This window comes from Muricauda brasiliensis (genome assembly GCF_003057865.1).
In the GTDB taxonomy this organism is placed as follows: domain Bacteria; phylum Bacteroidota; class Bacteroidia; order Flavobacteriales; family Flavobacteriaceae; genus Flagellimonas; species Flagellimonas chongwuensis.
In genome coordinates, this window is the sequence record NZ_QBTW01000012.1 from 1 (window position 1) to 16,804 (window position 16,804).

The following is a 16,804-nucleotide window of genomic DNA, read 5'->3' on the forward strand; positions in this document are numbered from 1 at the left end:
CTGTTGAAACAGGCATTTGCCATTGCAAAATCCGGAATACCTTACGATGAGAACCATATATCGAGATTGGCTTAAAAAGACTTGCTTTTTAACTCAGTTCTTTGTTGTAGCAAGTTTTTTTTGAGTATTCGAAATCCTACCAAAATGATTCCAGTTCCGATTGCAAATAAATTTAACTTAATTCTATGCATATTCTCAATTCCGTGATACCTTTTTATTCCATCAAATTTGTTCATTAAAATGATAAATCCAATCGGTATTAAAAAAAGTAGTAATAATAGAAATTCAATTGAAGTGTCAGGTGATCCGTCTATAATTAAAGAGTTAATTAAATTAAACAGAGAAAAGTAAAACCAACCTGTTATTAATATCCATCCTGTTTTCTTTTTCAGAAATAGTCCAATTAACAAGGCGATTGACGCAATGGATGCGGTGAACATGTTTGAGATTTGAAGCCCATAAACAATGTTTGGCAAGTCATATCTTTCGTCCCAAGGAACTACTACTCCGAGAAAATCGTCAAACATTTTTAATTCCCAAATCCAAATTCCCACCACCAAAAGAAATAGAAGAAAATATATACTGAAAGTAATATGTCGGTTAGTGATTTTGATTTTCAAAATTTGCTACAACTTGTTTATATAGAAGTAAAATACATCTATATACACCCAAAATAGGAATAAAACCAATGATCGGCGTCATTTATTATTTAAAATCAAATAACTCTTTTACGTCAACCTCGAGAGCTTTGGCCAGTAATTTCAAATTGGATATTGTAGTGTTTACCTCGCCGTTTTCAATACGCCAAACTTGATTTTTGGATAATCCGGCGATGGCCTCCAGTTTAGTCTGCGACAAATTCCGTTCTTCACGCAAAGCCTTGAGATTCATACCAAAATCACGTATAAATAATTTTTCTTCAAGGCTCAATTTATTTCGCATGCTCCAATTTGCACTATATATAGAGATAAATCTTCCCTATATATAGTGATAGATAGAAAAAAGATATTATCTTTAAATATCTACTTAATCAATTTCGATGCTAAAAAGCCCAATACAAACCATTAGTAACTTCCTCCACCAAGCTTCCCCTGCCCCATTACAAATCACCTTTGCAACCTTAGAAATCCACAACTCCCAAAACGGGCAGTTCCTAAACCATGTTCGTCGCCCGCAGAGCCGCATTATCCTTAAAAAAATATCTTGTAGCGATGTAGCAGAACTTACGGTGCTGGACAATCTGGTGTTCCGCTTTTCCTTTCAATTCCGTATGCCGCCGACCAAAGAGTTTCATACTATAAAAATGCTATCCCTGCCCCGCCCCTTGGACCATGGTAAGCTGCTGGTAGATGAAGAAAAAATAATGCTATCCTTTAGGATAGATGCCCCGGACCCATCACTTAGGGTGGAGGTAACGCATACCTACCAAGGCATTTGCGACCTAAAAGAGCTCAGTGCGCCCGTTCCAGAAAAAACGTTGAAGCTGCACAACAAAGGCTAGCCCCCCACCTGGGCGCTTTTTTTACTGTTCTTGAACTCACTAGGGCTCAGCCCAAATTTCTCCTTAAAGATCTTGGAAAAATAACTCCGGCTCGTAAACCCGATGGAGTAGACGACTTCGGAGATGTTCATTTCGGTGGTGGCAATGTAGTTTCTGGCCAGCTCTAAACGGGCGTGCCTTATATATTCGGTCACCGTTTTGTTGTAGAGCAGCTTAAAGCCTTCCTGTAGTTTGGCCTGGGTGAGCCCGGTATCGGCCGAAATGTCCTCCAACGAAAAATCCTTGGCAATGTTCTTTTCTATCTTTTTGGCATAGTTGCGAACCACCTTTAACTCCCTTTTCAGCAAACTGGTCTGCGGTCTTTTGTCCAACACCTCTTTGTTGTGCTGGATCATGTGCATGGATAGAATCTGGTACACCAGCCCTTCGATCATCATAATGCGGATCATACCTTTGGTCTTCACCTTTTTTATGGCCGTTACCACCTCGGCCATTTTTAGGTTGTAGGACCCATAGTAGGCAAAAACCTTTTCGTGGTCGGTATCCAAAAATACTTCGTACAGCTTTTTATTGAGTTCTTCCCCTTGGTTTAATCTTTTGCGCAAAAATGGTTTTCTGCGCACCTGTATCACAGTTTGGGAAATTTTTACATCCTTGGGAAAATACCTGTCAGTAATCCCACCATCGCGATTGGTAAGGATAACGGACTGGAACTGCTCCATGATCTTTATCTTATCTTCTGGCTGGTACCCGAACTTATGGCCACAATAGCCCTCCAAACAATAATAAAAACTGATCGGGTTAAAGTCGGATGTGTCCACTTCTATCAAAACCTCATCAAAAAAGGTAATGTCCAACTCCAACAAGCTCACGCCCCAGTCAAACGTTATAAAACGTATAGTGCCCTTTGCCTTGTCGTTGGAAACTTTCAACTGGTGCTGCCCCCACTGCTCTTCAATAGCTCCTCCTAAAACATTTTTTATCTGCTCCACAGATTCCGCAGTATCTTGGGCCTTTACTTTAATTTTGATCATTGGGTTTACAACTGACTTTTGTTTGATTATTGGGTCTAAATCCTATAAATATACTCTTTGTTGGCCTTTGTACAAGGTCAGTCCCCTAATTCCATATATCAAAAGCAACACGATTAAAACTATTTGCGTCAACCTTTCCGAGCTTCTTTTGCTTACTTGGGGTCATATTACAGAAGATTATGATTTACAAACTTTCAAATGAAGCTAGCACAAGCGAGATAGAAAAGGAGTTTGGAATTCCCTTCAGATATCCAAATTTATACACTCCCAATCCATTGATCAACGGCTTTAATGAGACCAACATAAGCGTGGTGACGATGGAAAACAAAAATGAGATAACATTTGCCATATGGGGCCTTATGCCGCAGGACTTTAAAGAAGATTGGCACATTTTCCAAGACAATGCCAATACTTTGAACGTGCAACTGGATGAATTGGAAAACGTTTCTTGGATGAAGGATTCTTTTAAAGAAAGGCGTTGTGTAATTATTGTCACCGGATTTTACACTCATTTGTTGGACAACGGCAATACCTGTAGCTATTATATTCAACAAGAATCTGAAAAACCGTTCTACTTGGCGGGCACATACAATATGTTGAACGATGGATTTTTATGCGCCGCACTGATGGTCGGCAAAACCGACAACTTTGTTTCGAACTACCACAACATCAGCAACCTTGCCCCCATTATTGTTCCAAAGGAAAAAGTATCGGTTTGGCTGAACGATGGCCATGACATGGAAAGCCTAAAAGAAATCATTGAAAGACCACATAAGACCAAATTGAAGGCCAAACGTATTTCCAACGAATTCTTTCTAAAAAACTTGACCTCAAATTATCAGATAGATTCCCTGTTTTCCTGAAAAATTAAGGCAAACCACTATACATCAATATATTAAGATTCTATTTTTTTGAGTCAACATATAATCGGAAAACGGCAAGCTTAGGGAAAAAAGTAAACGACATTTGTAATGTACCGATTAAAGGATAATCGGGCACTAACTTAAAAAACACTACTATTATGTTACGTTGGACAATCATCTTTATCATCTTGGCCATTATTGCCGGTGTATTCGGTTTTGGTGGAATCGCTGCAGGTGCAGCAAGTATAGCCAAGATTTTATTCTTCATATTTATTGTGCTGTTTATCATATCGTTGATATCAGGAAGAAAAAGATTATAAAACCAAGAAACACAATAAAATCATTAACCCTTAAATATAGAACCCATGAGAAAATCAATAAGTTTATTCGCACTTTTTATTGCAATGGCACTTACCTTGAGTATGACGAGTTGCAGAGAAACAAATGAAGATAAGGCCGAAGAAGCCATCGAAGAAGTAGAGGATGCTGCTGAAGATGTAGGTGATGGTATCGAAGACGCGGCAGAAGACGTTGAAGACGAAGTAGAGGACGCTACAGACGACAGCCCTCAATAAAATAACCATTAGCACACACTAGAAAAACTCTGGCACCATCGCCAGAGTTTTTTTGATTGGCACCAATTTTACCACAAAATACGGGAGCGGTAAATTCATTTCGTTATACCTTAGGAGAAACAAACACCACCATTAGTTGTGAATACCGCTTTAACCACAATCTACATTCTCACCTCCATTTGGGCCATTGGGGCCGTTATCTACCACGGCAGGAGGCCATCAAGATCCATAAGTTGGGCGCTTGCCATTATTTTTCTTCCTTATTTGGGCGCGGCGCTCTATTATCTATTTGGTATGAACCGCCGAAAGTTCAAATTTTTCAATACCAAGGAGTTCGACAAAAGAAATAAGTACACCCACCCCAAGATTTCCACCCAAGAAAAATTCTTGACCCATTTTGATGACGATATCCGAAAAGAACGGCTCAATAGATTGATCGAGACCAATTCCGACAGTACAGCAAAAAAAGGCAACTCCATAACAGCGCTCCAAGATGGGGGCGAAACCTTCAATGTTCTTTTTAAGGCGATGGAGAAAGCCGAAAAGTTCATCCACGTTCAATACTATATTTTGGAAAGAGGCACCCTACTGGACAAAATGCTGGAGCTTTTTAAAAGAAAAATACGGGAGGGCGTAGAAGTTCGAATCATCTACGACTCCCTTGGAAGCTACAAGCTACGTGGGCGTCCCAGAAAAGAGTTTGAGGACATTGGTGTAAAAATATACCCCATAATGCCGATACGGCTGACCAATTTATTGTTCTCCCTTAATTTTAGGAACCATCGAAAAATCGTCATCATCGATAACAAAATTGCCTTTACCGGTGGTGTGAATGTATCGGACAAATATATAAGTCGAAAAAATGAGCTGGGCAAATGGAAAGATATCCATCTAAAGCTCGAAGGCCCCATTGTAAACGATCTACACCTTATTTTTCTGAAAGATTACTTTTTTGCGAGCAACAAGGAAGATTTTCATATCCCTGATTACCTTACCGAACAACAAAAGGCCGGCGATGTGGATGCACAACTCGTTGCAGGGGGGCCAGATTCGAAACATCCCACTATAATGCAACAATACATTGGGATGATGAACCAGGCTCAAAAGTCCATTTGTATAGCAAACCCCTACTTTGTACCGGGAGAGGCCTTTCTGGAGAACATGAAAATAGTTGCCATGGAAGGTGTGGAAATACGTTTGTTGGTTCCCAAAAAATCCGATTCGCAAGCAGCTAAATTTGCTATGTTCTCCCACTTTGAGGAATTATTGGAAGTAGGGGTCAAAATTTATTTTCGGCCCGATTTTTCCCATAGCAAGATCATGATCGTGGATGATGACCTGGTCTCCATCGGTTCCGGGAATTTTGACATTCGGAGTTTTGAGCTCAACTACGAGACCAATATTCTTATCTACAACAAGGAAATAACAACAGAAATGATAGGCGAGTTCGAAAAACTATGTGAAAAAGCGGATTTGGTCACATTGGAACGCTATCAAAACAGAACCATCTGGCTAAGATTTCTTGAAGGTCTTTTCAAATTCTTCAAACCCGTCATCTAATCTTCCTGCTTATTTGAATCAATGATTAATTTATTTGAGATAAGCAGATTCTGGGACAGAGTTACCTTTGTGTCAAAATAAAACTATCATGAAAAACGCAATTTTATTTCTATTTTTAATCGGAGCAACAGCACTTAGTGCCCAAAGTATATCCAAGAACGCATTGGGTATAAGAGTTGGCGACAATGACGGTTTTGGAGGGGAAATCTCCTATCAGCGTTATTTGCACGAGAACAACAGATTGGAGTTTGACCTTGGTTGGAGAGATTCCGATAATGTAGAAGCCTTTAAACTGGTAGGTCTTTATCAGTGGGTAATGCCCATAGATGGAGGATTCCATTGGTACGTAGGTGCCGGTGGTGGTGTTGGGTCTTTTGATGCTGGTGAAAACGATGGTGCATTTGCCCTGATCGCTGGTGATATAGGTATTGAATACGATTTTGATATTCCATTGTTGATTTCGTTGGATATGAGACCGGAAATTGGTTTCAACGATGACTACTCGGACGACCTTGACCTGGATATCGCCCTAGGGCTTAGATACCAGTTTTAGAAAAACAAATAATCACACTAAAAAGGGCAAATTGTAATTTGCCCTTTTTTTAACCCATAAATTTTGAAAAGAAAGCTAAAACTACTTTTACTACTGTCCCTATCGGTATTTTTAGTTATCAGTATTTTGAAGAAACCCAAAAACAGCATACCCGAGAGCATCGAGCAAGAGGCTAGAATTGCACTGGGCTACTTTCCGGAACTAGAGGGCATCCCTATTGAGTTCAAGTTCAAAAAGAACATCAAAAAATCGGTAATGCAGGCCCAACCTACTTGGAGCGGTCTGCTAAAACCAAAGAACAAGCGCAGCTATGTGATCTTGATCAGTGAAAAGTTCAAGATATCCGGTGAAGAGTTCAAGACCGTGGATGTACCCAAAGATGTTTTGGTCGGGTGGATAGGTCACGAACTGGGCCACGTAATGGACTACCAGCAAAGGGACAACCTAAACCTCATAGGATTTGGCATTAGATACGTTTTGCTAAAAGAATTTGTGAAAAAAGCCGAGCGTGCGGCAGATTCCTTCGCCGTGTCCAGGGGAATGTCCGAATACATTCTGAAAACAAAACGGTTTATCCTCGATAACTCTGAAATAGACGAGACCTACAAGACACGCATCAAACAATATTACCTTTCTCCGGATGAGATTATGGAAATGGTGAAAGAACTGGATTCGATAGAAGGAAATGGTTAAGCTTTTTGAGATACAAAATCTTCCCACTCCTTAAAACGCTCCTCTCCCATTACACGCTCCATTTTCACTTGTCCTCCTTTTTTCTTGTTGGCACCGCTCCATTCGGCAAACATCTGTTGGGGCACAAAGTGCACTTTCACACCTTCCAAGGCTTTGCTACGCGCCACTTTGTAGTTTTTATTGGCCCCTTTTAAATAATCGTCCAAAACGTTGGCAGTTTTCTCTTCGTCCAATTTACTATCAGAACCCAAATACCACGTGTGGTAAAAACCATCATCAAAACGTTTCGCACAAAGGGTATATTCCGGCACTTTAATGTCCAATTCATCTTCCAAATGCTTCACGGCATCGTTCAGTTTGTTCACAGAAAGTTGAGAACCCACTGTATTTAAGAAGAACTTGGTCCGGCCGGTGATTTTAATCTCGGCCCTTTCCTTATCGGTAAAGGCAATGGTGTCGCCAATAATATAACGCCAAGCGCCGGAAACCGTGGATATGATCAAAACATAATCCACATCTTCTTCCACCTCGCCCAACGAAATGGATGGGGCATCGTCTGTTAGCGACCCATCTTGGTTTACATATTTAGGCTCAAATGGAACAAACTCAAAATAGATCCCGTTGTCGGTAATCAATTTCATGGCTGTGGTCTCAGGCCTGACCTGACAGGCAAAAAAGCCTTCTGAAGCCAAATAGGTATCAATTATTTGGATGGGACGACCCAACAGCGCATTAAAACTTTTCTCGTAAGGATCAAATGCAACACCACCTGATGTGTAAGCCTGCAAGTTGGGCCATATTTGATGAATATTGTCTACATTGTGATAATCGATTACCTTTTTGAGCATAAGCTCCATCCAAGATGGTATTCCGCTCAAGGCACCAATATCCCAGTTTTTGGCATTTTTGGCTATGGTGAGCACCCTTTCGTCCCAATCGTCAATTTTGGCAATTTGGTCGCCGGGCTTATAATATTTTTTGAACCAAAAGGGTATGTTACTGGCACTGATACCACTAATCTCCCCCTCTTTTTTGCCATCTCGTTCCTGTAAGTTGGTGGAGCTTCCCAGCATCATAATTTCCTTCTCGAAAAAGTCCGCGGGCATATCAAAATTACTCATCGCATAAACTTGATGCCTCCCTGCTCGGGTTATGGAATCGATCATATCTTCGGTTACCGGAATCCTTTTGGATTTTTTACCTGTTGTACCTGAACTTAGAGCAAAAAAGTCAGGACTTCCAGGCCAAGCAACATCAGGTTCACCATCAATGGTCTTGCTCCACCACTCTTCGGTGATTTTATTATAATCGTGGTACGGTATGGCCTCCGCAAATACTTTTTGAATATTATCCGACTCCAAAATGGCGGCAAAATCATATCGCTTGCCAAATTGGGTATCCTTGGCCCTTTCCAATAATTCATTAAGTACCTCTTTCTGTTCGTCTATAGGATTGGGTTCGCTGCTCAAGGCCTCTTTTGCCTCGATAACCCCTTTGATAATGTTTCCAATAATTGCCATATCGAATACTTTTAATAAAGTAAAATTACCCATATCCATAGATTGGGATTTACTCAATCCATTTTTTGATCAACGTAAATGATCTTAAAAATTAAGCGTAGCAAAAACAGGTGAAGAGATTTTGGAAATTTTCTTGGAAACGGGCTGTTTCAATTTGTTGGCAATTTTGGAATAAAGAGGTTCAGGTGTATCTCCATGCACCGAGACGTTGCCTTTGACCGCATCTATTTCTATTGCCACCAAAGAAAGATAAGGCATTAGATGTTCTGCCTCTTTTATTACTATCTTTACCACCTGAAGCCGCACGGCATATTCTAAATCCACCTTTTGTTTGTGGTCTAAAGCAGTCTTTCCCGTTAAGCTCTTCCAGATGATTTCCAAGTCAAAAAATTTTGGACCAAAAGTACTTCAAATAATGATAAACTTACAATTAAGTTACATTAATTTAACATTGAAATTGATTTGGACTTGTCGTTTTCAACAAATTGTCCAATAAAAAAGCAACACAGAATCAATTACTTAACACTTATTTGACTATCCTATTTAGATTTTTTCAACACTTCACCAAGAGACTTCTTAATGTTTTCATAAATATGAAAATCAAATGGTTCCATAGGCAAAAAATATCAAACTAACTCTTATATTTAGCCGATTGCGAATAATTTTAAAAATAAAAAATGACCCACGAGTTACTAGAAAAGGCGGAAGAGTTTGAAAAAAGGCCTATGAGCCATATGTCCACCAGCGATAGGGTTAAGGCCTCAAGAGAAGCAAAGAGCTTGATTCTTTCGATCAACGAGATTTATAAAAAGACAAAGGATTCCAAATTAATGGAAACCATGAAGAACATTACTGCTAAAAAGCGTAAAATAGAAAAACGGCTCAAAGGTTCTCCTTTAGCTTAAATCATCTTTTGGGGAAGGGTGTTGGTTATAAAAAATACATCTTTCCCCAACAATATCTTCATACTCCTCCCCTCAAAACATTCCTAACACACTGTTTTTCAGCAAACAAACCGTTTATTGAACAAGAGCCTCTATATTCCAAAAAGAGCGCTTTTTCCATTTACATAACTTTTACGACCAATTATGCCCAAAAAAGTGCAACCAATAAAAATATAGATTGCACACGGGTGTGTTTTGAATAATTTAGGGCTGAAGTTTTAACTCAACTAAAAACAAACACCAAAAAAATGAACACTGTAGAAGCAAAGCTTGGATACCTATTTTGGTACGCTGTAATTGCACTATCCGTTTACTCTCTTTTTAGCAGCATATACTTATACATTAGTTAACTATACTAAACACTGGCCCAATCCAAATTGCCCATAGTTAAAAAATGTGTCTCAAAAAGGGCCCCCTTACAGGTGCCCTTTTTCATTGCTATCCCATCCCTTCAAACAACCATATCTCTTTTTTTAAAAATCGTACCGGAAAACATCCTGTCCTCAGAATTACTCTCTATCTTTAAGCAGCGTTTTTAATCCCAGCTAAATCCAAATAAGTTGAGCAAAAACCTACTTTTAATTCTTACCCGCAACCCCGAACTTGGTAAATGTAAGACCCGATTAGCTTCTAAAGTAGGGGATAAGGCCGCATTGGAAATTTATAAGTTTTTGTTGGACAAGACCGTGTCGTTCACCAAAGATTTGAAGGTTGAAAAATGGGTCTACTATTCGGAAGAGGTTTGGGAGAATGATATTTGGAACAACAACTTATATTCCAAAAAACTCCAAACCGGAACGGATTTGGGCGAACGGATGATGAACGCTTTTAAAGAGGGCTTCCAAGCAGGTTTTAAAAACATCATTATTATTGGAAGCGACATGTACCATCTGAATCAATCCGATTTGGAAGAAGCATTTTCAAAACTTGAACATCACGAGTATGTGATAGGTCCTGCAGAAGATGGGGGATACTATCTTTTGGGAATGAAATCTTTAAAAACAGCATTGTTCCAAAATAAAAAATGGGGAACAAACACCGTGCTTGCCGATACTTTATCCGATATAAAAGAGGACAGTTTCGTTCTTTTGAATGAAAAAAACGATGTCGACTACTATGAAGACATTAAAGATATTGAGGCCTTTGCGCCATTTTTAAAACACATGAAAAAATGACAAAAAAACAGATAGCAGAATCCGTTGAATACTTAAAAAAACGAGGATTTGAAACCCCTGAAATTGGTATTGTACTGGGCACAGGGCTAGGACAATTGGTGGACAGCATTGAAGATTCCATTGATGCACACTATAACCATATTCCTTATTTTCCGTTGGCCACAGTGGAATTCCACACGGGCAAATTGATTTACGGAAGCATTGAGGGCAAGAAAGTAATCGTAATGCAAGGACGCTTTCATTTGTATGAAGGTTATGATTTTTTGGATATCACCTATCCTATTCGTGTCATGCACCAACTTGGTGTCAAAAAACTGTTTGTCTCCAATGCTGCTGGCGCCATCAATCTTGACTTTAAAAAAGGGGAAATTATGCTGATCGAAGATCACATCAACCTTCAGGGAGGTTCACCTTTAGCATTTAAAAATGTATCCGAATTCGGCGACCGATTTGTGGATATGAGCGAACCTTATGACCCAGAAATGCGCAAAAAAGTCATTGCTATTGCAGAACGTGAGAGCATCTCATTAAAAAAAGGTGTATATGCCTCTGTAGTAGGTCCACAATTGGAAACCAAGGCGGAGTATCGGATGCTTAAAATAATGGGCGCCGATGCTGTAGGCATGAGTACCGTACCGGAAGTAATTGTTGCCAATCATTTACGACTACCTATCGTAGCGGTTTCCGTACTGACAGACGAATGCGACCCGGAGAACCTTGAACCCGTTAAAGTTGAGGAGATTTTAAGGATTGCTGGGCAAACGGAACCCAAAATGATCAAACTATTCAAAGAATTAATCAAAGAACTATGAGCTATTTAGACGCCACCCAAGACCTATACAAACAAGCAGCACTAACACCCGATGTGGGGCTTTGCTGCACCACTAACCCCATTTGGCAGTTCCCCGGGCTTTCCATTCCCAAGATCATGCAAGAGATGAACTATGGTTGTGGAAGCACGGTTTCCGCGCAAGACCTGGTAAACAATCCCAAGGTATTGTACGTGGGTGTCGGTGGCGGAATGGAGTTATTGCAGTTCTCTTATTTTTCTAGACAAAAATGGGGTGTCACCGGTGTGGACTCAGTTGATGAGATGTTGGAGGCTTCCCGAAAAAATTTCAAAATAGCCGAAGAAGAAAACAATTGGTTCAAGAGCGAATATGTGAATTTGGTGAAAGGTGATGCATTGAATCTTCCTGTGGAGGATGAAAGTATTGACGTGGCGGCACAGAATTGTCTTTTCAATATTTTTAAGATAGATGATCTTAAAAAAGCCGTTTCCGAAATGTACCGGGTACTGAAGCCCCATGGAAGATTGGTGATGAGCGACCCTATTTGCGAACAACCGATGAGTGAGGAGCTTCGTAATGATGATAGACTTAGGGCTCAATGCCTGAGCGGTAGTATTCCCTTGAAAGATTATGTAAAAGTGTTGACGGACGCTGGTTTTGGTACTATAGAAATTAGAGGTAAACGATCGTACAGGGTATTATCTCCCAACCATTACCCGACAAAAGAGATTATCCATATCGAGTCCATTGAAATAGCGGCTATAAAAGACCCTATGCCAGCGGATGGCCCCTGTGTTTTTACGGGTAAAACAGCCATCTATTTTGGGGATGAAGCCTATTTTGATGACAAAAAAGGGCACGTGCTACAACAAAACCAACCTTTGGCGGTATGTGACAAAACAGCCGCTGCCTTGGCCAGTGCTTCGGATGAAATATTTATAAGTGAAAGCACATACCACTACAACGGTGGCGGATGTTGCTAGTTTATTTGGAAACAGCTTCTTTAGAAGACTCATAATCCAACAAAATTCCCTCGGAAATCCATTTGGCCAGTGCCTGGCGGTTATCTGGGTCTAGGATTCTACGTTGGTCTTTTTTGCTTCTGATATTGCCTATTTCGATATAGGCCATGGCGGGGAGCGTGTTTTTAACTACGTACAAACTGCTTCTCTCCATAAAAGTTCCGTTGTACAGTCGGTTGGGCTGGAATTTTTTATACTTTCTTAAAAATGTCTGGTGAATGCTCTCTGCCAGCCTTTTTCCGTTGGTACTCTTTTCGTGATGGTAGAAAAACACATCGATATTAGTGCCCTCGCCACGGCTATCTACGTGGGTGACCAAAAGACGTTGATATTTACCCGTGTTCTTTGTGTATAGATCATTGACCGCTTTGGTCCGCTGTTTCAATCGTTCCAATTGATCTAAAGGGATAGGCTGTGACTGAACGGTTTCGTCCGTATCCAATTCAAGGACTCTTTTGTCCCTGATACCATCATTCTCATCTTGCACTATAATATGCACATCTGCTCCGTGGGATATCAGCTCTCGAGCCAATCTTAGAGTCACATCATAGGCATACTCATCCTCTGCAATCAATTTACCATTATGCTTTTCTATGGCTCCCGGGTCGGGGCCACCATGGCCGGAAATCAAATAATACACTGTATTTTTTAATCTTGAACTTGCCTTGTCCACCTTTTTAAAATCCTCCCCAAAAATGGAATAGGTGATTCCCTCTTCTACCGTTTCAACCGTTTTTGTTTCCAAAGTATCGGGCAGCATATACTGCCTGCCCAGAATCAAGGATTCATCCTCGCCCAAATCCTCTGCATTTAGTTTCACAAAGTTGTTGTAATGTTTTGTTGGGCTCACCCCGTGTCTTCGCAGTAACGAATAAATACCATCACCTTCTTCCGCCATGACCTTGGGAAATTCCTCTTGGCCCCATAGGGTGGACTGTGCCAAAAACAAAACACTTAAAAATGTGGTAAGCTGTAAAAATCTCATTTAGTTCTCGAATTCTAAATCAACATAATCATTAATAATGCCATTGCTGATCAAATCGGCAAATTCTTTTTTATTTGGTTTGAGTGATATCTTGCTTTTAGATGTCTGACTCGTGTTCTCTATCGTCATTATACTAATGGCAGGGAGAATATTTGTAGCCAGATACAAGCTGTTTTTGTCCTCAAAAACCAAACTGGATTCATCAATAGTGGTGCTGGAAACGTTGTTCTCCCTGAATACATTCTGTATATTCTCTGCAAAACGTTGGCCTTGGATGCTTTTGTCATAGTGGTATACAGCCACTGCCATGTTACCTTTCTCGATTACATTCTCTGTGCGGATCAACAACACCCGTTGGTATTTTCCAGTGTTCTTTATGTATCTTTTGTTGATGACCTGTACATAGTCTCCAAAAGTATTGTCAATAGAAACTTCTTTATCCTCTGAGTCACTTATCAAGTGATCACCCATAACATACACATGGGCTCCATTCAATATTAATTCTCTTGCAATACGTTGCGTAACATCATTCACAAAGCCGTTATCCGTTTCAGAGCTATTCTCAACAATAAGATAGTATACAGCATCTTTCAGCTTATCACTTTTAAGGGACATCTGAGCCAGTTCCTTATCAAAAATGGGAGTTTCAGAGTCTTTTACCGTCTCGACCATTACGCCAGTTTTCTTTAAGGAATCATCCGCATAAGGAACCCTGTACTCTTCACCCAGTTTGAGGGCGGTTCCCTCTGCTATTTTATCAGAATTCAATTCCAAAAATTCCCCGTAGTGTTTGGCAGGGTCAAGACCTTGTTTGCGCAGCAGCGAAAAAATACCGTCACCCTGTTCGGCAACCACATTGTAATAGGTACTTTCCTGTCCCAAAATAAATGTACAGGCCCATACCCAAAAAAGAAAGGATAATTTTAGTCTCATTACTGTATGTTTTTGGGTGGGATGTATTGCAAATATGGGGAAAAAACACATAGCATGGTCACGAATTAGTCCAAAATTTCCGACAAACCTTTCCTTGTTCCTAAAGACTTGATTTCTTTCCGTGGGCATACTGTCTCCGTATAACGGATTCAGCCGGTTTGTTCTGCGGTGTAAAGCGGTTATCCTCTATACCGCCAACTTCATCATGCTGCATAAACCACTTCCAAACAAACCCTCCTGCAAACCAGTCTTCGTTCCAAAATTGATCAAATATTACTTGCGTTGCATCGGCTTGCGCCTTTAGGTTCACCCGTTCTTGGTTGCGGTCCACCAACCAAGGTTTCTTGCCCGTAAAATCCATACTTCGGTATCCGAACTCAGTGAATAAGATTGGCCTGCCCTCTTTTCTTGCAAGTTCGCGCATTTTAGTCTTCCAAGGCTGCCAGCCCAGCGTTAGTGTTTCAATTGTAGGATTTTGTTTTTCGCATAACGGGAAATAAGCATTCACGCCAATATAATCCAATTCAGCCCAAAAAGGAGTGTCATCATATTCGTCCCAATTGGAGGCATAGGTGATTTTACCGTTATAAACATCACGGACCTTTACAATGAGCTGGTTCCAAAAATCAGGTCGCTCCATCACAAAGGTCTTCAGCTCCGTTCCTATACAAAAGATATCACTCCTGGTTTCCTCCGCCATTTCAGCATAAAGCAGAATAAAATCCTCGTAGGAAGCCTCCAGTTTTTGCCATTCCTCTTCGGATGCCATCTCCATATTTCCGGTAAATTTTCCATCCCAAATCCAGATTTGGGGTTTCACCATCACTTTTATGCTGTTTTGATGTAGCTTTTCTATGTACTGTTTCGCACCTTCTCTTCGCTCCCCAAACCATTGTCTATCCGTATTGAAAATCAGTTCTGGAGAATCCAGATCACGAATAAATCCAAAAGGCATTATGGCCGCATAGTTAGCCTGCACATCAAGAACTGGGTCAATGTGATGCTGCGCCACTTCCTCTCTAGACGAGACAAAACTGACACCATTGACTTTGTCAATCTTACTACTGGCGCAAGAAGCAAAAACAATAACCCATAAAAAATATAGCTTCTTCATACTAACTGTGAACCCCCTCTAAAAATAATAATTTTAAAACAGCTATTAGCTGCCAAATTCTTATTAATTTTCATTTTACTGTTAAGTTCTTTCCGCAAAACTCGACATACAAAACAATCAAACCCAACCCATGGAACACATCGTCATTATTGGAAATGGAATTGCTGGCGTTACAGCCGCAAGGCACATTCGAAAGCTTTCTGACAAAAAAATCACCATTGTTTCCGCAGAATCTGAATATTTTTTTTCCAGAACGGCTTTGATGTATGTCTACATGGGCCACATGAAGTTTGAACATACCCAACCCTACGAGAACCACTTTTGGAAAAAGAACCGAATCGATTTAATAAAAGGGTACGTTACCAACGTCAACACCAAAGAAAAATTCATACAGCTTGATCGTGCTGCAAATCTCCCTTACGATAAACTTATTATTGCCACAGGATCTAAACCCAACAAATTTGGATGGCCCGGTCAAGACTTGGACGGCGTTCAAGGACTGTATTCCAAGCAAGACCTGGAACTCCTAGAAGAGAACGCACCCAACAACAATATCTGTAAGCGAGCAGTAATTATCGGTGGTGGGCTTATCGGAATCGAATTAGCCGAAATGCTCCGCACTAGGAACATTCCCGTTACCTTTTTGGTGCGTGAGAAGAGTTTTTGGAACAGCGTGCTACCTGCGGGCGAATCGGAAATGATAAACGAACACATTCAGGAACACCATATTGATTTGCGATTGGGTGCCTCGCTAAAGCAAATCAATCCGGACGAAAACGGAAGAGTGAAATCCGTGACCTTGATAGAAACAGGTGAAGAAATTGAATGTAATCTCGTTGGTTTAACCACTGGCGTTACCCCAAATATTGATTTTCTGATGGATTCGGGCATCGAATTGGGGCGTGGTGTAAAAGTGAACCGGTTTTTGGAGACGAATGTTGATGATATATACGCCATTGGTGATTGTGCGGAACAGCACGAAGCCATTGGCCATCGACGCCCAATTGAAGCGGTTTGGTACACAGGTCGGATGATGGGCGAAACACTGGCCCAGACCATCTGCGGTAATAGAATGGAATACAAGCCCGGGCATTGGTTCAACTCCGCCAAGTTCTTGGATATTGAATATCAAACCTATGGTTGGGTATTTTCGGAAAGAAGAAAAAAAGAGAACGAAGTGCATTTCCATTGGAGACATCCCAAAGAAAAACTGTGCATTACCATAGCTTTTGATAAGGATTCCGAAACGTTGTTGGGCATCAACACCTTTGGGATTCGTTTGCGCCATGAAATTTTTGACCGATGGCTAAGCGAAAGTAAAAGTATCGATTATGTGATGGAGCATCTGAGGGACGCCAATTTTGATCCTGAATTTTACAAGGGTTTTGAATCGGACATTGTTTCAAAATACAATTCCGATTTTACAAAATCCATCAACCTGAAAAAGAAAAACCTAAAACGCATCTTCCAACTGAATTGATTGGTTTATGGTTAATGGTTTTTTAAAAGTTTAACCCCATAAAAAGATAAATTTTGATTTT

General features: G+C 40.4%; 20 protein-coding genes. 12 read left to right on the forward strand and 8 right to left on the reverse strand.

The genetic code is table 11. From position 1 onward, the window contains the following. Nucleotides 1-71: 71 nt before the first annotated feature. Together DCK90_RS09420 and DCK90_RS09425 are read right to left on the reverse strand one after the other, a co-directional pair. The gene (locus tag DCK90_RS09420; protein ID WP_108245957.1) at nt 72-620 is read right to left on the reverse strand and encodes a hypothetical protein; all 549 of its coding nucleotides are present in this window, start codon (nt 618-620) and stop codon (nt 72-74) included. An 85-nt stretch (nt 621-705) separates the two neighbouring features. Then, nucleotides 706-942: a helix-turn-helix domain-containing protein gene (locus DCK90_RS09425; RefSeq protein WP_108245958.1), complete on the reverse strand. Its 237-nt coding sequence runs from the start codon at nt 940-942 to the stop codon at nt 706-708. A 97-nt stretch (nt 943-1,039) separates the two neighbouring features. On the opposite strand from DCK90_RS09425, the gene DCK90_RS09430 reads away from it, so the two are divergent. Continuing rightward, a complete protein-coding gene (locus DCK90_RS09430; protein WP_108245959.1) occupies nt 1,040-1,501 on the forward strand; it encodes a hypothetical protein in 462 nt (153 codons plus the stop codon). Here the strand turns inward: DCK90_RS09430 and DCK90_RS09435 are convergent. Beyond that, the gene (locus DCK90_RS09435) at nt 1,498-2,535 is read right to left on the reverse strand and encodes a helix-turn-helix domain-containing protein (protein ID WP_108245960.1); all 1,038 of its coding nucleotides are present in this window, start codon (nt 2,533-2,535) and stop codon (nt 1,498-1,500) included. The genes DCK90_RS09430 and DCK90_RS09435 overlap by 4 nt on opposite strands. Nucleotides 2,536-2,714: 179 nt before the next feature. On the opposite strand from DCK90_RS09435, the gene DCK90_RS09440 reads away from it, so the two are divergent. The 6 genes from DCK90_RS09440 (at nt 2,715) to DCK90_RS09465 (ending at nt 6,779) form a co-directional block, all read left to right on the forward strand. Further along, the gene (locus DCK90_RS09440; RefSeq protein WP_108245961.1) at nt 2,715-3,398 is read left to right on the forward strand and encodes an SOS response-associated peptidase family protein; all 684 of its coding nucleotides are present in this window, start codon (nt 2,715-2,717) and stop codon (nt 3,396-3,398) included. 158 nt (nt 3,399-3,556) lie between these two features. After that, a complete protein-coding gene (locus DCK90_RS09445) occupies nt 3,557-3,718 on the forward strand; it encodes a DUF1328 family protein (RefSeq protein WP_108245962.1) in 162 nt (53 codons plus the stop codon). 84 nt (nt 3,719-3,802) lie between these two features. Then, nucleotides 3,803-3,973 (forward strand): hypothetical protein, encoded by a 171-nt coding sequence (locus DCK90_RS09450; RefSeq protein ID WP_234414711.1) that lies wholly within the window; start codon nt 3,803-3,805, stop codon nt 3,971-3,973. Between the two features lie 138 nt (nt 3,974-4,111). Beyond that, the gene (gene cls, locus DCK90_RS09455; RefSeq protein ID WP_108245964.1) at nt 4,112-5,533 is read left to right on the forward strand and encodes a cardiolipin synthase; all 1,422 of its coding nucleotides are present in this window, start codon (nt 4,112-4,114) and stop codon (nt 5,531-5,533) included. A gap of 88 nt (nt 5,534-5,621) precedes the next feature. Next, a complete protein-coding gene (locus DCK90_RS09460; protein WP_108245965.1) occupies nt 5,622-6,086 on the forward strand; it encodes a hypothetical protein in 465 nt (154 codons plus the stop codon). 63 nt (nt 6,087-6,149) lie between these two features. Then, nucleotides 6,150-6,779 carry a hypothetical protein gene (locus DCK90_RS09465; RefSeq protein WP_108245966.1) on the forward strand — a complete coding sequence of 210 codons (630 nt, stop codon included), beginning with the start codon at nt 6,150-6,152 and terminating at the stop codon, nt 6,777-6,779. On the opposite strand, the gene DCK90_RS09470 is transcribed toward DCK90_RS09465, so the two are convergent. Then, nucleotides 6,776-8,299 carry a GH3 family domain-containing protein gene (locus tag DCK90_RS09470; RefSeq protein ID WP_108246039.1) on the reverse strand — a complete coding sequence of 508 codons (1,524 nt, stop codon included), beginning with the start codon at nt 8,297-8,299 and terminating at the stop codon, nt 6,776-6,778. The genes DCK90_RS09465 and DCK90_RS09470 overlap by 4 nt on opposite strands. An 84-nt stretch (nt 8,300-8,383) precedes the next feature. Further along, nucleotides 8,384-8,680 carry a hypothetical protein gene (locus DCK90_RS09475; protein WP_108245967.1) on the reverse strand — a complete coding sequence of 99 codons (297 nt, stop codon included), beginning with the start codon at nt 8,678-8,680 and terminating at the stop codon, nt 8,384-8,386. A 296-nt stretch (nt 8,681-8,976) separates the two neighbouring features. On the opposite strand from DCK90_RS09475, the gene DCK90_RS09480 reads away from it, so the two are divergent. The 4 genes from DCK90_RS09480 (at nt 8,977) to arsM (ending at nt 12,192) form a co-directional block, all read left to right on the forward strand. Continuing rightward, a complete protein-coding gene (locus DCK90_RS09480; protein WP_108245968.1) occupies nt 8,977-9,204 on the forward strand; it encodes a hypothetical protein in 228 nt (75 codons plus the stop codon). Nucleotides 9,205-9,803: 599 nt separating this feature from the next. Beyond that, nucleotides 9,804-10,418, forward strand: a complete 615-nt coding sequence (locus tag DCK90_RS09485) for a TIGR04282 family arsenosugar biosynthesis glycosyltransferase (RefSeq protein WP_108245969.1) — start codon at nt 9,804-9,806, stop codon at nt 10,416-10,418. Then, nucleotides 10,415-11,230: a purine-nucleoside phosphorylase gene (locus DCK90_RS09490; protein ID WP_108245970.1), complete on the forward strand. Its 816-nt coding sequence runs from the start codon at nt 10,415-10,417 to the stop codon at nt 11,228-11,230. Before DCK90_RS09485 ends, DCK90_RS09490 begins: the two co-directional genes overlap by 4 nt. Then, nucleotides 11,227-12,192 (forward strand): arsenosugar biosynthesis arsenite methyltransferase ArsM, encoded by a 966-nt coding sequence (arsM, locus tag DCK90_RS09495; protein WP_108245971.1) that lies wholly within the window; start codon nt 11,227-11,229, stop codon nt 12,190-12,192. Before DCK90_RS09490 ends, arsM begins: the two co-directional genes overlap by 4 nt. Before the next feature lies 1 nt (nt 12,193). On the opposite strand, the gene DCK90_RS09500 is transcribed toward arsM, so the two are convergent. The 3 genes from DCK90_RS09500 to DCK90_RS09510 form a co-directional block, all read right to left on the reverse strand. After that, nucleotides 12,194-13,216: an N-acetylmuramoyl-L-alanine amidase family protein gene (locus DCK90_RS09500; RefSeq protein WP_108245972.1), complete on the reverse strand. Its 1,023-nt coding sequence runs from the start codon at nt 13,214-13,216 to the stop codon at nt 12,194-12,196. Beyond that, nucleotides 13,217-14,149 (reverse strand): hypothetical protein, encoded by a 933-nt coding sequence (locus DCK90_RS09505; protein WP_159075800.1) that lies wholly within the window; start codon nt 14,147-14,149, stop codon nt 13,217-13,219. 100 nt (nt 14,150-14,249) lie between these two features. Further along, on the reverse strand, nt 14,250-15,263 hold the full coding sequence (locus DCK90_RS09510; RefSeq protein WP_108245974.1) for a glycoside hydrolase family 113: 1,014 nt from the start codon (nt 15,261-15,263) through the stop codon (nt 14,250-14,252). A gap of 130 nt (nt 15,264-15,393) precedes the next feature. Between DCK90_RS09510 and DCK90_RS09515 the strand changes: the two genes are divergently transcribed. Further along, complete coding sequence (locus tag DCK90_RS09515) at nt 15,394-16,743, forward strand: NAD(P)/FAD-dependent oxidoreductase (protein WP_108245975.1); 1,350 nt, start codon at nt 15,394-15,396, stop codon at nt 16,741-16,743. Nucleotides 16,744-16,804 lie beyond the last annotated feature (61 nt).